The sequence below is a fragment of the Streptomyces sp. NBC_01317 genome (genome assembly GCF_035961655.1).
Taxonomy (GTDB): Bacteria; Actinomycetota; Actinomycetes; order Streptomycetales; family Streptomycetaceae; genus Streptomyces.
This window is the reverse complement of record NZ_CP108393.1, coordinates 7727366-7743779: the sequence shown is the minus strand read 5'-3', so window position 1 is coordinate 7743779 and position 16414 is coordinate 7727366. Positions and strand designations below refer to the sequence as shown.

The following is a 16414-nucleotide window of genomic DNA, read 5'->3' as shown; positions in this document are numbered from 1 at the left end:
CGTGCTCTCCGTACGTTCGTTTCCGGGATCCGGTCGCTCGACGACCGCTCGGCTGCCCAGCTGGTCGCTCAGCAGTCCAGCATCTCCGAATTGCGCGGATCCGGCACGCCGGACCAGCCATTCACCCGAATGGCGGATAGGTCTTTCACCTGCGCCTTATGCGGTGAACACCGGGCGGGCGGCCTCCCACGGCGGTCCCCGGCCTCTCCCCCGTCCGCCACCGGTTGCCTCCGGTGGCGGACGGGGGCGCGATGGAGAGGTACGCGCGACTGCCCCGGAGGGGCCCGGCCCCACGGACGCGCAATTCCCCGAGCGAGGAGTGATCGCTGATGTCAGCCGACGGCGTGTTCAACAGCCCCAGTGAGCTGAGCGGCCTGACCGTGTACGGCAAAGAGGGCGACAAGATCGGCAATGTGGGCCAGGTCTATGTCGACGACGTCACGGGCCGGCCCGAATGGGTGACGGTGAAGACCGGCATGTTCGGGATGAAGGAGAGTCTCGTCCCGCTGTCCGGCGGCCGCCGGATGGGCGAGGACCTCCATGTCCCGCACACCAAGGAGACGGTCAAGGATGCCCCGCGCCTGGACGCGGACGAGCATCTGGATCCCGCGCAGGAGCGGGCGCTGTACGAGCACTACGGACTCTCCGGCGCCGGTATGGGGGCGGAGACCGGCGCGGGCACGGGGGAGGCGTCGGAGTCGGGGGCCAGGGCCGACACGGGGACGGCGGACGCGACGAGCACGACGGACACGACAGCCGCCGCCACGGGCACCGGAACGGCCGCCGCCATGGGGACGAACGCGGGAGCCGCCGCGGCGGCCGACACCACCGGCGGCCACCAGGCGTACGACCCCGACAAGGCGCCCGCCGCGTCCGCCGACCTCCACAACCCGGAGATGATCCGGTCGGAGGAAGAACTGCACGTCGCCACCGTGGAACGCGAGGTGGGCACGGCGCGGCTGCGCAAGGTCGTGGTGACCGAGAACGTCACCACCTCCGTACCGATCAGCCACGAAGAGGTACGGGTCATCCACGAGCCGATCGACCCCGCCTCCGACGCGGCCTCACGGCCCAACATCGGTGAGGCGGAGACCCGGGTGACGCTGCACGCCGAGCAGCCGGTCGTACGGAAGGAGACCGTCGCGGTCGAGCGGGTGCGCCTGGAGACCGAGAAGGTCACCGAGGAGCGGGAAGTGACCTCCGACGTCCGCAAGGAGCAGATCGAGTACGACTCCGGGCGGGACGACAAGGGGGCGGACGGCCGGCGGGACCGCAAGGGCATGGGCGACGACCCGATGCGCTGACCCGGCAGGACAGACTTCTCTCTCCGCCTTCTCTCTCCGCCTCTCTCCACCGGCCGCAGCCCTGTGACCGGCGGAGAGAGGCGTCTCGGCGTCCGTACCCCCGGGGTAAGGCGAAGTCGTCGGGAGTGGGCGGCCCGAGGCGGGATAGATAATGAATATGACCACTTACGTAGTGACGATCCCCGGGACGCTCCACACGGAGCTGACCGACGACGCCAAGACCGTCCTGCTCCAGGCCCTGCGGCCGGCGGATCCGCAGGGGACGGATTTCGGGGCGGCCGAGGATCTGGACCTGCTCTCCGTGGACACCGAGGAGTCGCGCTTCACGCTCCGCCTGGAGGTCACGGCCGACGATTCGAACGGCGCGGAGCAGGAGGCCCGGCGCCTCGCGACCGGCGCGCTGGAGAAGGCGGGCTTCACCCTCGCGACCGCGCCCATCGGGCAGCCCTTCATCACCGGCATCGACCGGGAGTGAGGGGCGGGATGTGACCCGGCCCGCCTCACGGACTGCCTCCCCGTCCCCCGCGCGGGAGCGTCGGAGGGGGTGAGGTATCGTAGACGACTGCGAAGGGGAGTAGCCCCGAAAACCTGTCGTCGACACACTGGAACCTCCGGGTTCCCGGTGGCAGGGCCCCTGGATTCACACGAGTGGATTCACACGGGCGGGCGAGACCTTCGGTCAGGCATTGACGTATCCACGGACCTCGTGGGTGCACCGTCGTGCCGGGCCGAATGGTCCTCCGGTTGCCTCAGGCACGTCGCGAAGATCCGGGTCCGGCCCCCAGAGAAAGCCACCCGGCATGCATCTCGACCCCCTGGCGATCCTCACCGCCTTCGGGCTGATCTTCCTCGCGGAGCTCCCCGACAAAACCATGTTCGCGTCCCTGGCGATGGGCACGCGCATGCGTCCGCTCTACGTCTGGTTCGGTACGTCGAGCGCCTTCGTCGTGCATGTCGCCATCGCCGTCGGGGCGGGCAGCCTCATCGGGATGCTGCCCGACTGGATCGTCAAGCTGGTGTCGGCCGTGCTCTTCGGGGTCGGCGCGTTCATGCTGTTGCGGAGCGGGAGCGGTGACGACGAGGACGAGGCGGACTCGAAGACCGTGACCGGCTTCTGGCCCGTCTACACCACCGCGTTCATGGCCGTGTTCATCAGTGAGTTCGGCGACCTCACCCAGATCACCACCGCCAACCTCGCCGCCACCAACGGCACGTGGTCCACCGCCATCGGCTCCGCCGTCGCGCTGATGTCCGTCTCCGCCCTCGCCCTGCTCGCCGGCCGTTTCATCGCGAAGCGTGTCCCGCTCAGGACGGTGCAGCGGATCGGCGGTCTGTGCATGCTGGGGCTGGCGCTCTGGTCGGTGATCGAGATCTTCGTGGGCTGACGCGCGCGAGGCCGACCGAGGGGAGGGGGATCAACTCCCCCTCCCCTCACCCGTGTCAGGTGCGACGCGGCCCGAGAACGCAAAACTCGTTACCCTCCGGGTCCGCCAGTACGACCCAGGGCTCCTCCCCCGTCTGACCCACGTCGGCGTGGCGCGCGCCGAGGGCCAGCAGGCGGGCGACCTCGGCGTCCCGGTCGGCCGGGCGGAAGTCCAGATGCAGCCGGTTCTTGGCGGTCTTCGCCTCCGTGACCGGCGTGAACAGCAGGCCGGGCAGCCGGTCGGGGGCGGCGCGGATCTCGTACTCCTCGGGCGTGTCGTCCACCACGACCCAGCCGAGCGCCTCGGCCCACCAGCGGCCCAGCGCCACCGGATCCGCCGCGTCCACCACCAGCTGTTCCCACTCCAGATCCATGCGCGGGAGCCTACCCGTCCGCCCTCGCCCCACGCGGGGACCCGGCGTGGCCGTGCGCGGTGCGAGCGGTGAGGCGTGGTTGCCCGGTGGGGCCCCTGCGTCAACAATGCTCATGACAACCGCATACTTCGGTCACAGAGGGGACCCCCCACCATGAGAAAGCCTCTCCTCGGCGCGCTCCTCGCCGTCCTGCTCCTCGGAGCGGGAGCGGCACCCGCGACGGCCACCGGCCTGGACGCGGTCGCTCCGGCGAAGACTTCCCCGATTGCCCCGATTGCCCCGTCCGGCGCCCGGGTCGGCACCACGGCCCCCGACGGGACGGGTGTGGCCGTCAAGGCCGTGAGCTACGCCGGAACGGTCGCGCTGAGCAACTGCTCGGGATCCGTGGTCCGTACGCCGGGATCGCAGCCCAACGACTTCGCCCTGGTCCTGTCCAACGGCCACTGCATCGAGAGCGGTTTCCCGGCCGCGGGCCAGGTCATCGTCAACCAGCCGTCGACCCGCTCCTTCACCCTCCTGAACGCCGCCGGCACCGGCGTGGCGACCCTGCGGGCCAGCAAGATCGCGTACGCGACGATGACCGACACGGACGTGTCGCTGTACCAACTCACCAGCACGTACGCGCAGATACAGAGCCGGTACGCGATCACCGCGCTGGACCTGAACACGACGCGCCCGGTGCAGGGCACCGCCATCAAGGTCGTCTCCGGGTACTGGAAGCGCATCTACACCTGCAACGTGGACGGCTTCGCGTATCAGCTCAAGGAGGGGCAGTGGACCTGGAAGGACTCGGTCCGCTACACCTCGGCCTGCAACACGATCGGTGGCACGTCGGGCTCCCCCGTCATCGACAACACCACGGGCAAGGTCGTGGCCGTCAACAACACCGGTAACGAGAGCGGGGGGCGCTGCACGGACAACAACCCGTGCGAGGTCGACCAGAACGGCACCGTCACCGTGCGCCAGGGCATCAACTACGCGCAGGAGACCTACCAGATCGTGCCGTGTGTCGGCACGGGCACCACGATCAATCTGAGCCTCCCGGGCTGCACCCTGCCCAAGCCGTAAGCCGTAAGCCGGCCGCTGTCCTTCGTCAGGACGGGTTGGCCTCGGTAGCCACCCGCGCGTGAGCGTCGACCGGGCGGCGGCGCCCCGGGAACGCGTACCGGCGCGCCGCCGCGACGGTGGCCAGCGCGGCGGCGAACAGCGGCAGCGCGGTCCAGGGCAGGGCGCCCGCGCCGCCCCCGGCGGTCTCCAGGACGAGGCCGCCGGCCAGGGACCCGGCGGCGATGCCCGCGTTGTAGACCGTGGTCTGCAAGGAGGTGGCGACATCCGCGTCGCCGGGTCCCGAGATCCGGATCAGCGCGGTCTGGAGCAGGGTGGGCGCGCCTCCGAAGGCAACTCCCCACACGGCGACGGCCGCCAGCAGGACCGGGGGCGTACCGCCGTACAGTCCGAGGGCCGGCATCGAGGCCGTGAGGAGCGCGAGGGCGCCCAGCAGGGTGGCGCGCGGACGGCGGTCGATCAGCGCGCCCACGCCCCAGACGCCGGCGACGGTGGCGGCGCCGAAGACGAACAGGACCACGCCGGTACGGCCGAAGCCCGCGCGCTCCGAGAACGGGGCCAGGTAGGTGTACATCACCTGGTGTCCCAGCAGCACGAGCAGGGTGATCGTCAGGACGGTCCGGATGCCGGGCAGCGCCGCGATCCGGTGCGGCGGGACGCGCGCCCCGGCCGGTTCCCCGGGGAAGTCGGGGACGTACCCGCTCACCCAGACCACCAGGAGCAGGGCCAGCCCGGCCACCGCCGCGAAGGTCGCGCGCCACCCGAGGAGCGCGGCCGACGCGGTGGCCGCCGGGATGCCGAAGGAGAGCGCCACCGTGATCCCCGCGAGGACGACGGCGAGGGCGCGGCCCCGGCGCTCCGCGGGCACCATCCGGGCGGCGTGCCCCGCGAGCATGGCCCACATCAGGCCGCCCATGACACCGGCCAGCAGCCGGGCGCAGAAAGTGAGAGCGTATGAGGTGGAGAGCGCGGTCACGGCGTTGCAGAGCGCGAAGCCGGCGATCGCGCCGACGAGCACCGGGCGCCGGCGCAGACCGCGCAGGGCCGCCGTGAGCGGGATCGCGGCGAGGAAGGACGCCGCCGCGTAGCCGGTCACCAGGAAGCCGACGCGGCCCTCCGACACCCGCAGGCCACGGCTCATCTCCGGCAGCAGGCCGGCAGGCAGCAACTCGGTCAGCACGGCGGTGAACGCGGCCGTGAACAGGGCGAACAGTCCCCCGTAGGGGAGTTTGGCGGTCATGCGACCATGGTGAATCCTTCACATCAGTGTGAAGGCAAGCACACCATTCGCCCCGCCTTCGCCCTGGGGGAGGAAACGCCATGAGGATCGGCGAACTGTCCGCGCGCACCGGCATTCCCACCCGGATGCTGCGCTACTACGAGGAGCAGGACCTGCTGCGCCCCGAGCGGGCCGGCAGCGGCTACCGCGCGTACGAGGAGTCGGCGGTGGGGCGGGTCCAGCAGATCCGCGGGCTGTTCGACTCGGGGCTGACCACGGAGATCATCCGCGGGATCCTGCCGTTCCTGGACGAGCCGGACCAGATCCACCTCCGCCCCGAGTCCCTGACCCCGGAGACGTCGGCACAACTGCGCGCCGAGGCCGGCCGTATCCAGCGGCGCATCGACTGCCTGGCCCGCAACCGCGACGCCATCGAGGGGTACCTCGGCGCGATACGGACGCGGGACACCGCCGGGCCGCGCGGCGGACAGGGGACGATCGAGGCGGACGGGCTGCGGCTGCGCCCCTTCACCCGGGCCGACATCGAGTGGGTGTACGAGGTGTCGCTCGACTCCGCTCTCCAGCGGTTCGTCCGGCTGCCGTCCCCGTACCACCGACGCGACGCGGCGTTTTTCGTGGACCAGGTCGCGCTGGCGGGCTGGGACGGCGGCCGGCGCGCGGAGTTCGTGGCCGAGGACCCGGCAACGGAGCGTCCCCTGGCCCGAGTCGGCCTCGGACTCCACCCGAACGGCGCGGCGGAGATCGGCTTCTGGACCGACCCGGCCGCCCGTGGCCACGGGGTGGCCACCACGGCGGTCGGCGCGGTGTGCGGCTGGGCGTTCCGCACGCTGGGCCTGGGCGTCGTGGAGTGGCGGTCCGAGGTCGGCAACGAGGCCGCGCGCCGGGTGGCGGAGAAGGCCGGTTTCCAGGTGGAGGCAACGCTGCGACGCCGCCTGGTCCGCCGGGGTGAACGGGTGGACGTCTGGGTGGGCTCGCTCTTGCCCGAGGACGTGGCGTAGGTGTGACCGAGCCCCTGAGCCGTGGATCGGTGGCCGGGAGCGACTAGCGCCGGGCCACCAGGTCCGACATCACGGCGAGCGGCAGTGAGGGGTTGGCCGCCGCCGCTTCCGCCACCCGTGGGTCGGTGTCCGTCAGCAGCTCCGCGATGACCGGCTGCGGCAGCGCCGGGTGGCAGGCGGCCAGTGGCCCCGCCTGTCTGTCGGCGAGGCACGCGAGCAGAGCCGGCGCCGTCGCCCGGGGATGCCGTGCGACGGCGCGGAGCGCTTTCCGTACGGGCGGTTCGTGCCGGGTCAGGTCCGCCAGCAGCGATGGTGTCGCGTCCGGATTGGCCGCCACCGCGGCGACGACCCGGACCCCGTGCCGGTCGACCATCGCCCGCAGCGTCGCGTCGGAGAGACCGGGGTGCGGGGCGACGGACTTGACGACTTTCGCGTCGGGGTCGGCGGCCAGCGCGTCACGGATCTCCGGCGGCAGGTCACGGCGCTGGGCCACGAGCATCCGTACCTCCGGATCGGGCGACTGCGCCAGCTCCTCGACCTCGTCCGGAGAGGCGGCGGCGACCCGGGGCAGGAGAGTCGAGCCGATCCTGGTCGTGCCGGCCAGGTGGGCGAGTACGTCGAGCGGCACGTGCGGGTTGCGTGCCAGCCCGCGCCGTACGTCGTTGTCGGGGTCGCCCGCCATGGCCCGGATCAGCGTGGCGCCGATCGCGGGATTCCCGGCGAGGTCGGCCCGGACACCAGGAGAGGGATCCACTGCGAGCCGCCCCGACACCTCCGGCGGGAGGTCGGGGCGGCCCGCGAGGTCCCACCGGAGCAGTGACGAAGGGTGGTCGGCGAAGCCGACGACGGCATGGGTCGGCGTGGCCGGGTTCCGCAGCGCCTGCTGGCGCATCCGGTGCACGGTGGAGTCATGGGAGCCGTCGCAGGACTCGCCCGGCCGCAGATCGCAGTCGCGCCGCGGGCACTCCGAAGGGTGCACGAACGGCGTCTCTTCCCAGTCGCACACCAGGCACCACCGCGCCGGAGGCAGCCCCTCGCCGCTCATCAGCGCCGCCAACACGTCAGGAGGCGCCGCCTCGTTGGCCGCCACCGCCCGGCGTACCTCGGCATGCGGGTGTCGCGCGAGGACGGCCGCCCTGTCCGGTGTCGTCCACATGGCCAGCTCCGCGACGACCCGTACGTCCGGGTCCGCGGCGAGGGTCTCCACGGCGTCGGACGGGAGGCCGGTACAGGCGGCCAGTCTCTCCCGGTTCCGGACGAGTGGATCCTTCAGGAGGACACGCGCCCATTCCGGGTTGCCCGCCCGCCGGTCGAGCAGGGTGAGAGCGGCATCCGGGTGTGTCGCGGGATCGACGTCGGCGGCGGTCAACAGGCCCTCGTAGGCGAGCTGTTGATCGGTGTCCGCGTCCCTGGCGACCAGTGCGACCGCCTGCTCGTGGGTGAGGTCCTGGCGACCGGCGAGTACCCCGGCGGTCTCCGCGTCCGCGACCGCGATCAGCCGGTCCACCAGCGCCGACGGCAGGGCCACGTTGGCGGCGAGTCCGTACAGGAGGTGATGCACAGAGGGCATCCTGCCCGGACCGCGGGCGAACGGCTCCTGGTTTCGGCCCGGGTGCCGTGCCACACGATGTACACGCGGCCGCAACACTGGGCGGGAACAGGGGGAAATCGCCTCCGGTTGGACTGGGGGCGGGGGCGGTGCGCCGACCCCGGCAGGACGCCTGATCACGAAGCCCGGCCGCCTTTCCCTCTTCTGTTCGTGTCTCCCTGGAAGCGGTGTACCTCCATGCCCGAGTCCGCCCCTCTTCATCTCGCGATAGCCCTCGACGGAGCCGGCTGGCACCCGGCCGCCTGGCGCGCGCCGGACGCCCGCGCCGCTGACCTGCTCACCCCGGCCTACTGGCTCGACCTGGTCCAGGAGGCCGAGCGCGGCCTGGTGGACTTCGTCACCATCGAGGACTCCGTCGGGGTCCAGCCCGCGCGGTACGACGCGTCCGACCCGGGGGAATCACCCGGCCGGGTCCGCGGCCGGCTCGACGCGGTGCTCACGGCGGCCCGGGTCGCCCCCCTGACCCGTCACATCGGGCTGGTGCCCACGGTCACGGTCACCCACAGCGAGCCCTTCCACGCGTCGAAGGCGATCGCCACCCTCGACTACGTCAGCGCGGGCCGCGCGGGCCTGCGGGTCCAGCTCTCGGCGCGGCCCTACGAGGCCGCGCTCTTCGGCCGCCGTACGTTCACGCTCCGGTTCGAGGACCGCGAGGAACCGGCGGCGGTCGCGCTGGTCGCGGATCTGTTGGACGAGGCCGCCGACTACGTGGAAGTGGTCCGCAGGCTGTGGGACAGCTGGGAGGACGACGCGGTGATCCGCGACGCCGCGACCGGCCGGTTCGTCGACCGCGACCGGCTGCACTACATCGACTTCTCCGGCAAGTGGTTCAGCGTCAAGGGTCCTTCCATCACCCCGCGTCCGCCGCAAGGGCAGCCGCTCGTCACCGCCCTCGCGCACGCCACCCTGCCGTACCGCTTCGCCGCGCGCTCCGCCGACGTCGTCTACGTGACGCCGTCCGACGCCGAGCAGGCGCGGACCGTCGTGAGTGAGGTCCGCGCCGAGCAGGACGCCGCGGGACGGGCCGGCGAGCCGCTGCACGTCTTCGGCGACCTGGTGGTGTTCCTGGACGAGACGGAGGCCGCGGCCGTCGCGCGCAAGGAGCGGCTGGACGAACTGGCCGGTGAGGCCTTCGTGTCGGACGCGCCGGTGTTCACCGGTACCCCGGCCGGGCTCGCGGACCAGCTGCTGGAGTGGCGGGCCGCCGGGCTCTCCGGCTTCCGGCTGCGGCCCGCCGCCGTACCGCACGATCTGCTCGCCCTCACCCGCGGGCTCGTTCCCGCGTTGCAGGCGCGGGGGGCGTTCCGGCGGGAGTACGAGGCCGATACGCTGCGCGGCCTGCTCGGGCTGGGCAGGCCCGCCAACCGGTACGCGACCACGACCGCGACCGCCACCAGCGCCACCTCCCCCGCCACCGCCTGACCCGGCGCCGACCCCCGAGCATCGAGGACGTGAGATGAGCAAGCCCGACAAGCCCCTCAAGCAGATCCACCTCGCCGCGCATTTCCCCGGCGTCAACAACACCACGGTCTGGGCCGACCCGGACGCGGGCAGCCAGATCGACTTCAGCTCCTTCGTGCACCTGGCGAGGACCGCGGAGCGCGCCAAGTTCGACTTCCTCTTCCTCGCGGAGGGGCTCAGGCTGCGTGAACAGAACGGTCTCATCTACGACTTGGACGTCGTCGGCCGCCCCGACACCTTCACCGTGCTGAGCGCGCTGGCCGCCGTCACCGACAGGCTCGGACTGGCCGGCACGATCAACTCGACGTTCAACGAGCCCTACGAGGTGGCCCGGCAGTTCGCCAGCCTCGACCACCTGTCGGGCGGGCGCGCCGCCTGGAACGTGGTCACGTCGTGGGACGCGTTCACCGGTGAGAACTTCCGGCGCGGGGGTTTCCTGCCGCAGGACGCCCGGTACGCACGCGCCGAGGAGTTCCTGGCGGCGGCGAAGGTGCTGTTCGGCTCCTGGCGTGGCGACGAGATCGTGGCGGACAAGGAGTCTGGTGTCTATGTCGGCGACCCGCTGGCCGGGCAGTTCGACCACCACAGCGAGCAGTTCGACATCACCGGACGGTTCAACGTGCCGCGCAGCCCGCAGGGGCGCCCGGTGATCTTCCAGGCCGGGGACTCGGAGGCGGGGCGGGAGTTCGCCGCGTCCGGCGCCGACGCCATCTTCACCCGGCACGGGACGCTGGAGGCGGGCAAGGAGTTCTACGCGGACGTCAAGGGCAGGCTGGCGCGCCACGGCCGCTCCCGTGACGAGCTGAAGATCCTCCCGGGGGTCACGTTCGTCCTCGGCGACACCCCGGAGGACGCCGAGGAGAAGGCGGCGCTGGTCCGTCGTCAGCAGGTCAGCGGACAGACCGCGATCAAGCTGCTGGAGCAGGTGTGGAACCGCGACCTGAGCGCGTACGACCCCGACGGGCCGCTGCCCGACATCGATCCGGACCCGGGTGAGCACACCGTCGCCAAGGGCCGGGCCAGCGTACGGCAGCACGGCGACCCGCTCGCCGTCGCGCGCCGGTACCGGGAGATCGCCGAGGCGAAGAAGCTGTCGATCCGGGATCTGATCATCGAGGTCTCCAGCCGGCAGTCCTTCATCGGCACTCCGGAGACCGTCGCCACCGAGATCAACGAATTCGTGCAGTCCGACGGGAGCGACGGGTTCATCCTCGTGCCGCACCTGACACCGGGCGGGCTCGACACCTTCGCCGACCAGGTCGTACCGCTGCTCCAGGAGTGGGGGGTGCACCGGACGGAGTACGAAGGGACCACGCTGCGCGAGCACTTGGGGCTGTCACCCGACCACTTCTAGCGGGCACGCGGCACTCCGGGAAAGCAGCGGGAGTCAGCCGGCGAGATCAGCCGCTCACCGCGCGCAGCGCGCCGGGGCGGCGCCCGGTGAGCCGGTCGAGCGCGGCGGCCGTGGCCTCGTCGGCGGGCAGGTGGACGACGAGGCGCTGGTCGTCGTCGGCGGCGAGTTCGAGGATCTCGTACGCCAGCCGCAGTTCACCGGCCTCGGGGTGGACGAGCCGGGTGACGCCGTTGCTCCTCGGCAGGCCGGGGACGGTGTCCACCCGACCGCCGAAGGCCGCGCCCGCCGTGACCGTCAACTCGTCGGCGAGAGCGGCCACATGGGGATCGGCGCGGAACGGGCCCTGTTTGAGCGCGGCGACCTGTTCGTCGGCGACCAGGGCCCAGTCCGGGTAGACGGTACGGGCCCGCTCGTCGGCGAAGACGAAGCGGGCGAGGTTGGCGGGGTCGCCGTCGAGCAGTCCGGCGGGGCCCGCCAGCCGTTCGTACGCCGCCGTGCGGGCCACGATGTCGCTCAGCCGGTTGAGGAGCACGGCGGGGGCGGGTTCGAGGGTGCCGAGCAGGGCGCGCACGGTGGGCCGTACGGTACGGACGGGCGAGGCGCCGCCCATGCAGGTGAAGCCGCCCTCCGCGCCCTTGCTGAGGCGGTGCAGGTGGACGCGCTCGCTCGTGGACAGGTGCAAAACGGCGGCGAGCGCCGCGAGGACCTGCGCGGACGGCCTGCGGTCGCGTCCCTGTTCCAGGCGGGTCACGTACTCGACGCTGACCCCGGCGAGCGTGGCCAGTTCGGCCCTGCGCAGGCCCGGTGTGCGCCGGCGGGTGCCGGCCGGGAGCCCCGCCTCGCCGGGTGTGATCCCTTCACGGCGGCTGCGGAGGAACAGGCCCAGCTCGTTGTCGCTCACCCTTCGAACGTAACAGCACGGGCCGTCCGGAGCGTGGCCCTCTCCCTACCACTCTCCGCCCGGCCTTCCTCGCTCCCGCCGGGGCCCGCAGGGTGAAGGGGAGGAACGGAGCCCGTTCTTCAGTCCCTTCGAGCCTTTCGACGAGGAGCACAGCCATGCCCCAGGAGAATCTCCGTCTCGCCGTGATCACCGGCAGTGTCAGGGAGGGCCGGTTCGGTCCCGTGGTGACGGACTGGTTCCTCGAACAGGCGGCGCTGCACGGGCGGTTCACCGTACGGCCGGTCGATCTGGCGGACGTCCCGCTGACGCTCGAACTGCCGCCCGTCTCGCCCGCGCGCGAGCCGGAGCCGGTCCGTCCCGCCGGTATGGAGGAGCTGACCCGGGAGCTGGGCGAGGCGGACGCCGTCGTGGTCGTCACGCCGGACTACAACCGCAGTTTCCCCGCCTCGCTGAAAGCGGCGATCGACTGGCACTACACGCAGTGGCAGGCGAAGCCGATCGGTTTTGTCGGCTACAGCGGGGCGAGCGGCGGACTGCTGGCGATCGAGCAACTGCGCCAGGTCTTCAACGAGTTGCACGCCCACACCGTCCGCGACTACGTGTCCTTCCCGCGCTACTTCGAGCTCTTCGGCCCCGACGGCAGGCTCAAGGAGCCCGAAGGCCCCGCCCTGGCCGCCACGATCCTCCTCGACCAGCTCCACTGGTGGGGCTCGGTCCTGCACGAGGCGCGCCGCGACCGTCCGTTCACCACCGGGCGGGCCTGAGCGGAACGCCGTACGGGCCCGACGGGAATGACGGGACGGGCGCCCTTCAAGGCATCGGCGCCACGCCCGCCGACGCGACCGCGTGGCACGCGCCACGGCCCTCGGCGCGGGCGACGATCCGGCTCGCCTCGACGCGGACGGCGGCCTCCGTCGCGTCACTGACGGACGAGATGCCCGCCGCCGAGGCGACCGCGCCGGACGTGTCGACCACCACCTGGAGCCGGGGCCAGGCGGACGCCGGGAAGGCGTGGCGCAGCGGGCCGCACAGGTCGGCCACGGCGAGCCGGGCCAGGGGGGCCAGCTCGTCGGGGTCGCCGGTGACCAGGACGGCGGTGACCTCGGCGCCGGCGGGAGCGGCCCGTACCGCTTCCTCGACGGCTTCGAGCCGGTGCAGTCCGAGGATGGCCAGCACACCGTCGCCCGCGAGGCGGGCGGGCTCGCGGCGTACGGCGTCCAGGGTGCGCGGCGGGGCCCACGGCTGGTCGGCCGGGAGCGCCGGGGTGAGGACGTGCGAGGGCGGCCACCAGCCGCCCAGGTCGAGCCCGGCGAGCTGCTCGCAGGCGCTGACGACGTTGAACGGTTCGATGAACCCCGGCGCCGCGGCGGCCAGTTGGCTCGCGCCGTGCAGGGCGGTGAGGACGGCCTCGGCGACGCGCACCCGGCTGCCGGGCGGCGCGCCGGGCGGTCCCAGCCGCTCCAGGGCGAGCCCGAGGAGTATCGCGTCCAACTTCATGAGCTGGGCGAACGGCCGCCGGATCCACTCCTCGGCGAGCACCTCGGGCAGGACGTCCATGCCGAGCCGGGCCGCGCCGTGCTTCTCGTCCGTGTCCGCGAGCGGCAGCCGGGCGAGCCAGGCGCGGGCGAAGGCGCCCAGCGCCTCACGGGCGGTCGGCGGGGACGTACCCGTACCGCCGCCCGCTCCGGCTCCCCTGTCCGGGGCGGGCGGGTCAGGGGCGTGCTCGGCGAGGTCCGCCAGCACCTCGAAGTAAAGGGCCCGTTTACCGGGGAAGTTGGAGTAGACGGCGCCCCGGGTGAGGCCGGCGCGCTCCGCGATCCCGTCCACCTTGGCGTCACGGAAGCCGCGTTCGGCGAATTCGTCCCCGGCCGCGGCGAGTACCCTGGCGCGATTGCGCTCCCGCAGCTCCACCCTGCTGAGCCGACTCATCGCCCTCTCTCATCCCGGCCGTACCGGCGCGATTGGCACGGCGTTGCCGTCCGTTCGGCATCAAGATACCGTGGCCATTCAGATGGTGACGTCATGTGATCTCACCATGTGAATGTCCGGTTTCGCGCGTCCGGTTCCGTAGGTCCGGTGAGGAGACGTTTCGCAGTGGCACCCATCGGGGACAGCGGCGACCTGCTGAAATGCACGTTCTGCGGGAAGAACCAGAAGCAGGTCAGAAAGCTGATCGCGGGTCCGAGCCCGCTGTGCATCTGCGACGAGTGTGTGGGGCTCTGCAACGAGCTGATCGAGGAGGAGCGCGACCAGGTCGCCTCCACCGGTCCGTGGGAGTCGCCGAAGCCGCGCGAGATCCACGCCTTCCTGGAGGAGTACGTCATCGGGCAGGAGGGCGCCAAGAAGGCGCTCGCCGTCGCGGTCTACAACCATTACAAGCGCATCCGGCCGAGGGCCGGCGCGGAGGCCCGGGACACGGCCGGGGACGAGCCCGTCGAACTCGGCAAGTCCAACATCCTGCTGATCGGCCCCACGGGCTGCGGCAAGACGTACCTGGTCCAGACCCTCGCGCGCATGCTCGACGTCCCGTTCGTGATCGCCGACGCGACGGCCCTCACGGAGGCCGGCTATGTCGGGGAGGACGTCGAGACGATCCTGCTCAAGCTCCTCCAGGCCGCCGACTTCGACGTGGAGAAGGCCGAGACGGGCATCGTCTACATCGACGAGATCGACAAGATCACCCGCAAGAGCGAGAACCCGTCGATCACCCGTGACGTGTCGGGCGAAGGCGTCCAGCAGGCCCTGCTGAAGATCCTGGAGGGCACGACCGCCAGCGTGCCGCCGCAGGGCGGACGCAAGCACCCGCACCAGGAGTTCATCCAGATCGACACGGGGAGTGTGCTGTTCATCGTGGGCGGCGCGTTCTCCGGCCTGGAGCGGATCATCGAGCAGCGCGCCGCCCACCGGGGCATCGGGTTCGGCGGCTCGGTCCGCACCCGGGAGGAGCGCGAGGGGGAGGACGCCTTCGCGGACGTGATGCCCGAGGATCTGCTGAAGTTCGGCCTGATCCCCGAGTTCGTGGGGCGGTTGCCGGTGGTGACGACCGTACAGCCGCTGGACCAGCCCGCGTTGACCCGGATCCTGACCGAGCCGCGCAACGCGCTCATCCGGCAGTACCAGAAGCTCTTCGCCCTGGACGGGGTGGAGTTGGAGTTCACCGAGGGGGCCGTCGCCGCGATCGCCGAGCAGGCGCTCCTGCGCCGTACCGGCGCCAGGGCCGCCCGCGCGATCCTCGAAGAGGTCCTGCTCAACGTGATGTACGAGGTGCCCAGCCGGGACGACGTGGCCCGGGTGGTGGTCAGCCGGGAGACCGTCCTCGGCAACGTCAATCCGACGCTGGTACCGCGCGAGAGGCCGGACGGCGACCGCGGACACCACGAGAAGTCGGCCTGACCGGCCGGGTCACGGGCCGGCGCCCGCGCCCCGGCCGGGTCCCCGCTCCCGCCCGCCTCAGGCGGAGAGCCGTACGTCCGTCTCGGCCGGGTCCAGGGCCGCGGCCAGCTGCTCCTCCGCGACTCTGAGCGCGTCCTCGATCGTCCGCGTCCCGGTGGAGACGCACAGGGTGTAGGTGACGTCCTCCAGCCGCCGCCGGTTCTCCAGGGAGTCCTTCGCTGTGCCGGCGACCTGGAGTTCCTCGTACCGCTCCACCAGGTTCCGGAGTATCGCGGGGTGAGCCATCAGCACGGTAACTCTCCACTTCGTCGGGCCTCGGCGGCGGTAGGGGTCCACCCAGGGGCTGGGGGGCGCATGCCCGCGGCACGCCGTGCCATGCGTGCGCGGGTCCGGATGCCTCTGTGAAACGAATCACTTATTGCGCCCATACCGGTCGGTCTGACGGATCGACAGGCCTCCTCCGTCACGTGCGCCGCCCCGTCAGGCACGCCCCTTCGTCAGGTGCGCCCTCCGTCAGGCCCTGCTCGCTCCCCCGCGGCGCCTGAACCACCATGTGCCGCCGACCAGCGCCACCACGACCACCACGAAGCCGATGATCAGCGCCGGGTTCGCGCCGCCGCTCGTCTCCTCGGACGCCCCGGCGCGCGACGACGCCCCCGGTATCTCCCCGGGTACGGCATCGGCGGACGCGGTCGCCCCGGCGGCCGGCTTCGCGCCGGGCGCGGCGGGCGCCAGCACCAGGACCGGTGCGGGCTTGCCGTGTTTGGCGTCGTGCGCGCCCGAGGGCTTGGCCGGCTCGACCCACCGGTCCACGCGGCCGTCGCCGTACGTCTGGAGCGTCTTGAAGGCCAGGGACTTGAGGTACGGCAGCTGCCGTACGGTCACCGCGTAGGCGGCGGGCTGGCCCACCGCCATCTCGGGGCCGGAGACGGTGTAACCGCCGGCCGTGGGGGTGAGTTTCCAGCCCTCGGGACCTCCGGCGTAGGTGATGTCGGCCGGGACGATCCCGTCGGGCAGGATCACCTCCAGCGCGGTGATCCCCGCCGTGTCGGACTCGGTCGCCGCGGTGAAGCGCAGGGAGACGTTCTTGTCGAGGGCGCGAGCACCCGCCGCTTCGACCTGTACATGGGCCGACGCGGGAGTGGAGAGGGCGATCGAGGCCGCGAGGGTGACGGCGGCGACCACGGTGGCCGCGTACGAACGGCGGCCGGTGCGTGGCCGGTTGATGCGGGACACGGGCAACTCCCCTGGTGGTGTGGGCCGGTGGGGCGGGCGGAGCCCAACGTACCGGG

At 72.1% G+C, this 16414-nt stretch carries 16 protein-coding genes and 1 pseudogene; 10 read left to right on the top strand and 7 right to left on the bottom strand.

Translation table 11 applies throughout. The annotated features are described in order from the left end of the window. Positions 1–329: 329 nt before the first annotated feature. The 3 genes from OG349_RS33420 to OG349_RS33410 all read left to right on the top strand — a co-directional run bounded on the left by OG349_RS33420 (position 330) and on the right by OG349_RS33410 (position 2689). A complete protein-coding gene (locus OG349_RS33420) occupies positions 330–1304 on the top strand; it encodes a PRC and DUF2382 domain-containing protein (RefSeq protein WP_327238156.1) in 975 nt (324 codons plus the stop codon). Between the two features lie 157 nt (positions 1305–1461). Beyond that, positions 1462–1779 carry a hypothetical protein gene (locus tag OG349_RS33415; RefSeq protein WP_327238155.1) on the top strand — a complete coding sequence of 106 codons (318 nt, stop codon included), beginning with the start codon at positions 1462–1464 and terminating at the stop codon, positions 1777–1779. A gap of 325 nt (positions 1780–2104) precedes the next feature. Then, complete coding sequence (locus OG349_RS33410; protein ID WP_327238154.1) at positions 2105–2689, top strand: TMEM165/GDT1 family protein; 585 nt, start codon at positions 2105–2107, stop codon at positions 2687–2689. A 55-nt stretch (positions 2690–2744) separates the two neighbouring features. Here OG349_RS33410 and OG349_RS33405 read toward each other — a convergent pair whose 3' ends face one another. Continuing rightward, positions 2745–3101: a VOC family protein gene (locus OG349_RS33405; RefSeq protein ID WP_327238153.1), complete on the bottom strand. Its 357-nt coding sequence runs from the start codon at positions 3099–3101 to the stop codon at positions 2745–2747. Between the two features lie 153 nt (positions 3102–3254). Here OG349_RS33405 and OG349_RS33400 point away from each other — a divergent pair, with 153 nt between their 5' ends. Beyond that, entirely contained in the window at positions 3255–4169 is a 915-nt protein-coding gene (locus tag OG349_RS33400) for a S1 family peptidase (RefSeq protein WP_327238152.1), read from the top strand. A gap of 25 nt (positions 4170–4194) precedes the next feature. Here the strand turns inward: OG349_RS33400 and OG349_RS33395 are convergent, their stop codons facing one another. Next, positions 4195–5406 carry an MFS transporter gene (locus tag OG349_RS33395; protein WP_327238151.1) on the bottom strand — a complete coding sequence of 404 codons (1212 nt, stop codon included), beginning with the start codon at positions 5404–5406 and terminating at the stop codon, positions 4195–4197. An 80-nt stretch (positions 5407–5486) separates the two neighbouring features. Here OG349_RS33395 and OG349_RS33390 point away from each other — a divergent pair. Together OG349_RS33390 and OG349_RS33385 are read left to right on the top strand one after the other, a co-directional pair. Then, positions 5487–5843, top strand: a pseudogene (locus OG349_RS33390) (MerR family transcriptional regulator); the annotation flags it as partial. After that, positions 5817–6404 (top strand): GNAT family N-acetyltransferase, encoded by a 588-nt coding sequence (locus OG349_RS33385; protein WP_327238826.1) that lies wholly within the window; start codon positions 5817–5819, stop codon positions 6402–6404. The pseudogene OG349_RS33390 and the gene OG349_RS33385, both read left to right, overlap by 27 nt. 43 nt (positions 6405–6447) lie before the next feature. On the opposite strand, the gene OG349_RS33380 is transcribed toward OG349_RS33385, so the two are convergent. Further along, entirely contained in the window at positions 6448–7965 is a 1518-nt protein-coding gene (locus tag OG349_RS33380; RefSeq protein WP_327238150.1) for a hypothetical protein, read from the bottom strand. Positions 7966–8190: 225 nt separating this feature from the next. Here OG349_RS33380 and OG349_RS33375 point away from each other — a divergent pair, with 225 nt between their 5' ends. Both OG349_RS33375 and OG349_RS33370 read left to right on the top strand, forming a co-directional pair. After that, complete coding sequence (locus OG349_RS33375) at positions 8191–9435, top strand: LLM class flavin-dependent oxidoreductase (RefSeq protein ID WP_327238149.1); 1245 nt, start codon at positions 8191–8193, stop codon at positions 9433–9435. A 34-nt stretch (positions 9436–9469) separates the two neighbouring features. Continuing rightward, positions 9470–10828 carry an NtaA/DmoA family FMN-dependent monooxygenase gene (locus OG349_RS33370; RefSeq protein WP_327238148.1) on the top strand — a complete coding sequence of 453 codons (1359 nt, stop codon included), beginning with the start codon at positions 9470–9472 and terminating at the stop codon, positions 10826–10828. Between the two features lie 46 nt (positions 10829–10874). Here the strand turns inward: OG349_RS33370 and OG349_RS33365 are convergent, their stop codons facing one another. Continuing rightward, the gene (locus OG349_RS33365; protein ID WP_327238147.1) at positions 10875–11729 is read right to left on the bottom strand and encodes a helix-turn-helix domain-containing protein; all 855 of its coding nucleotides are present in this window, start codon (positions 11727–11729) and stop codon (positions 10875–10877) included. Between the two features lie 155 nt (positions 11730–11884). On the opposite strand from OG349_RS33365, the gene OG349_RS33360 reads away from it, so the two are divergent. Beyond that, on the top strand, positions 11885–12493 hold the full coding sequence (locus OG349_RS33360) for an NADPH-dependent FMN reductase (protein WP_327238146.1): 609 nt from the start codon (positions 11885–11887) through the stop codon (positions 12491–12493). A gap of 46 nt (positions 12494–12539) precedes the next feature. On the opposite strand, the gene OG349_RS33355 is transcribed toward OG349_RS33360, so the two are convergent. Further along, positions 12540–13658 carry a TetR/AcrR family transcriptional regulator gene (locus OG349_RS33355; RefSeq protein WP_327238145.1) on the bottom strand — a complete coding sequence of 373 codons (1119 nt, stop codon included), beginning with the start codon at positions 13656–13658 and terminating at the stop codon, positions 12540–12542. A 165-nt stretch (positions 13659–13823) separates the two neighbouring features. Here OG349_RS33355 and clpX point away from each other — a divergent pair, with 165 nt between their 5' ends. Next, positions 13824–15122 carry an ATP-dependent Clp protease ATP-binding subunit ClpX gene (clpX, locus tag OG349_RS33350; protein WP_327238144.1) on the top strand — a complete coding sequence of 433 codons (1299 nt, stop codon included), beginning with the start codon at positions 13824–13826 and terminating at the stop codon, positions 15120–15122. Positions 15123–15179: 57 nt separating this feature from the next. Here the strand turns inward: clpX and OG349_RS33345 are convergent, their stop codons facing one another. Then, positions 15180–15413, bottom strand: coding sequence for a DUF5133 domain-containing protein (locus tag OG349_RS33345; protein WP_327238143.1), 234 nt, complete (start codon positions 15411–15413; stop codon positions 15180–15182). A 222-nt stretch (positions 15414–15635) separates the two neighbouring features. Beyond that, entirely contained in the window at positions 15636–16358 is a 723-nt protein-coding gene (locus OG349_RS33340) for a DUF1775 domain-containing protein (protein WP_327238142.1), read from the bottom strand. Between the last annotated feature and the right edge of the window lie 56 nt (positions 16359–16414).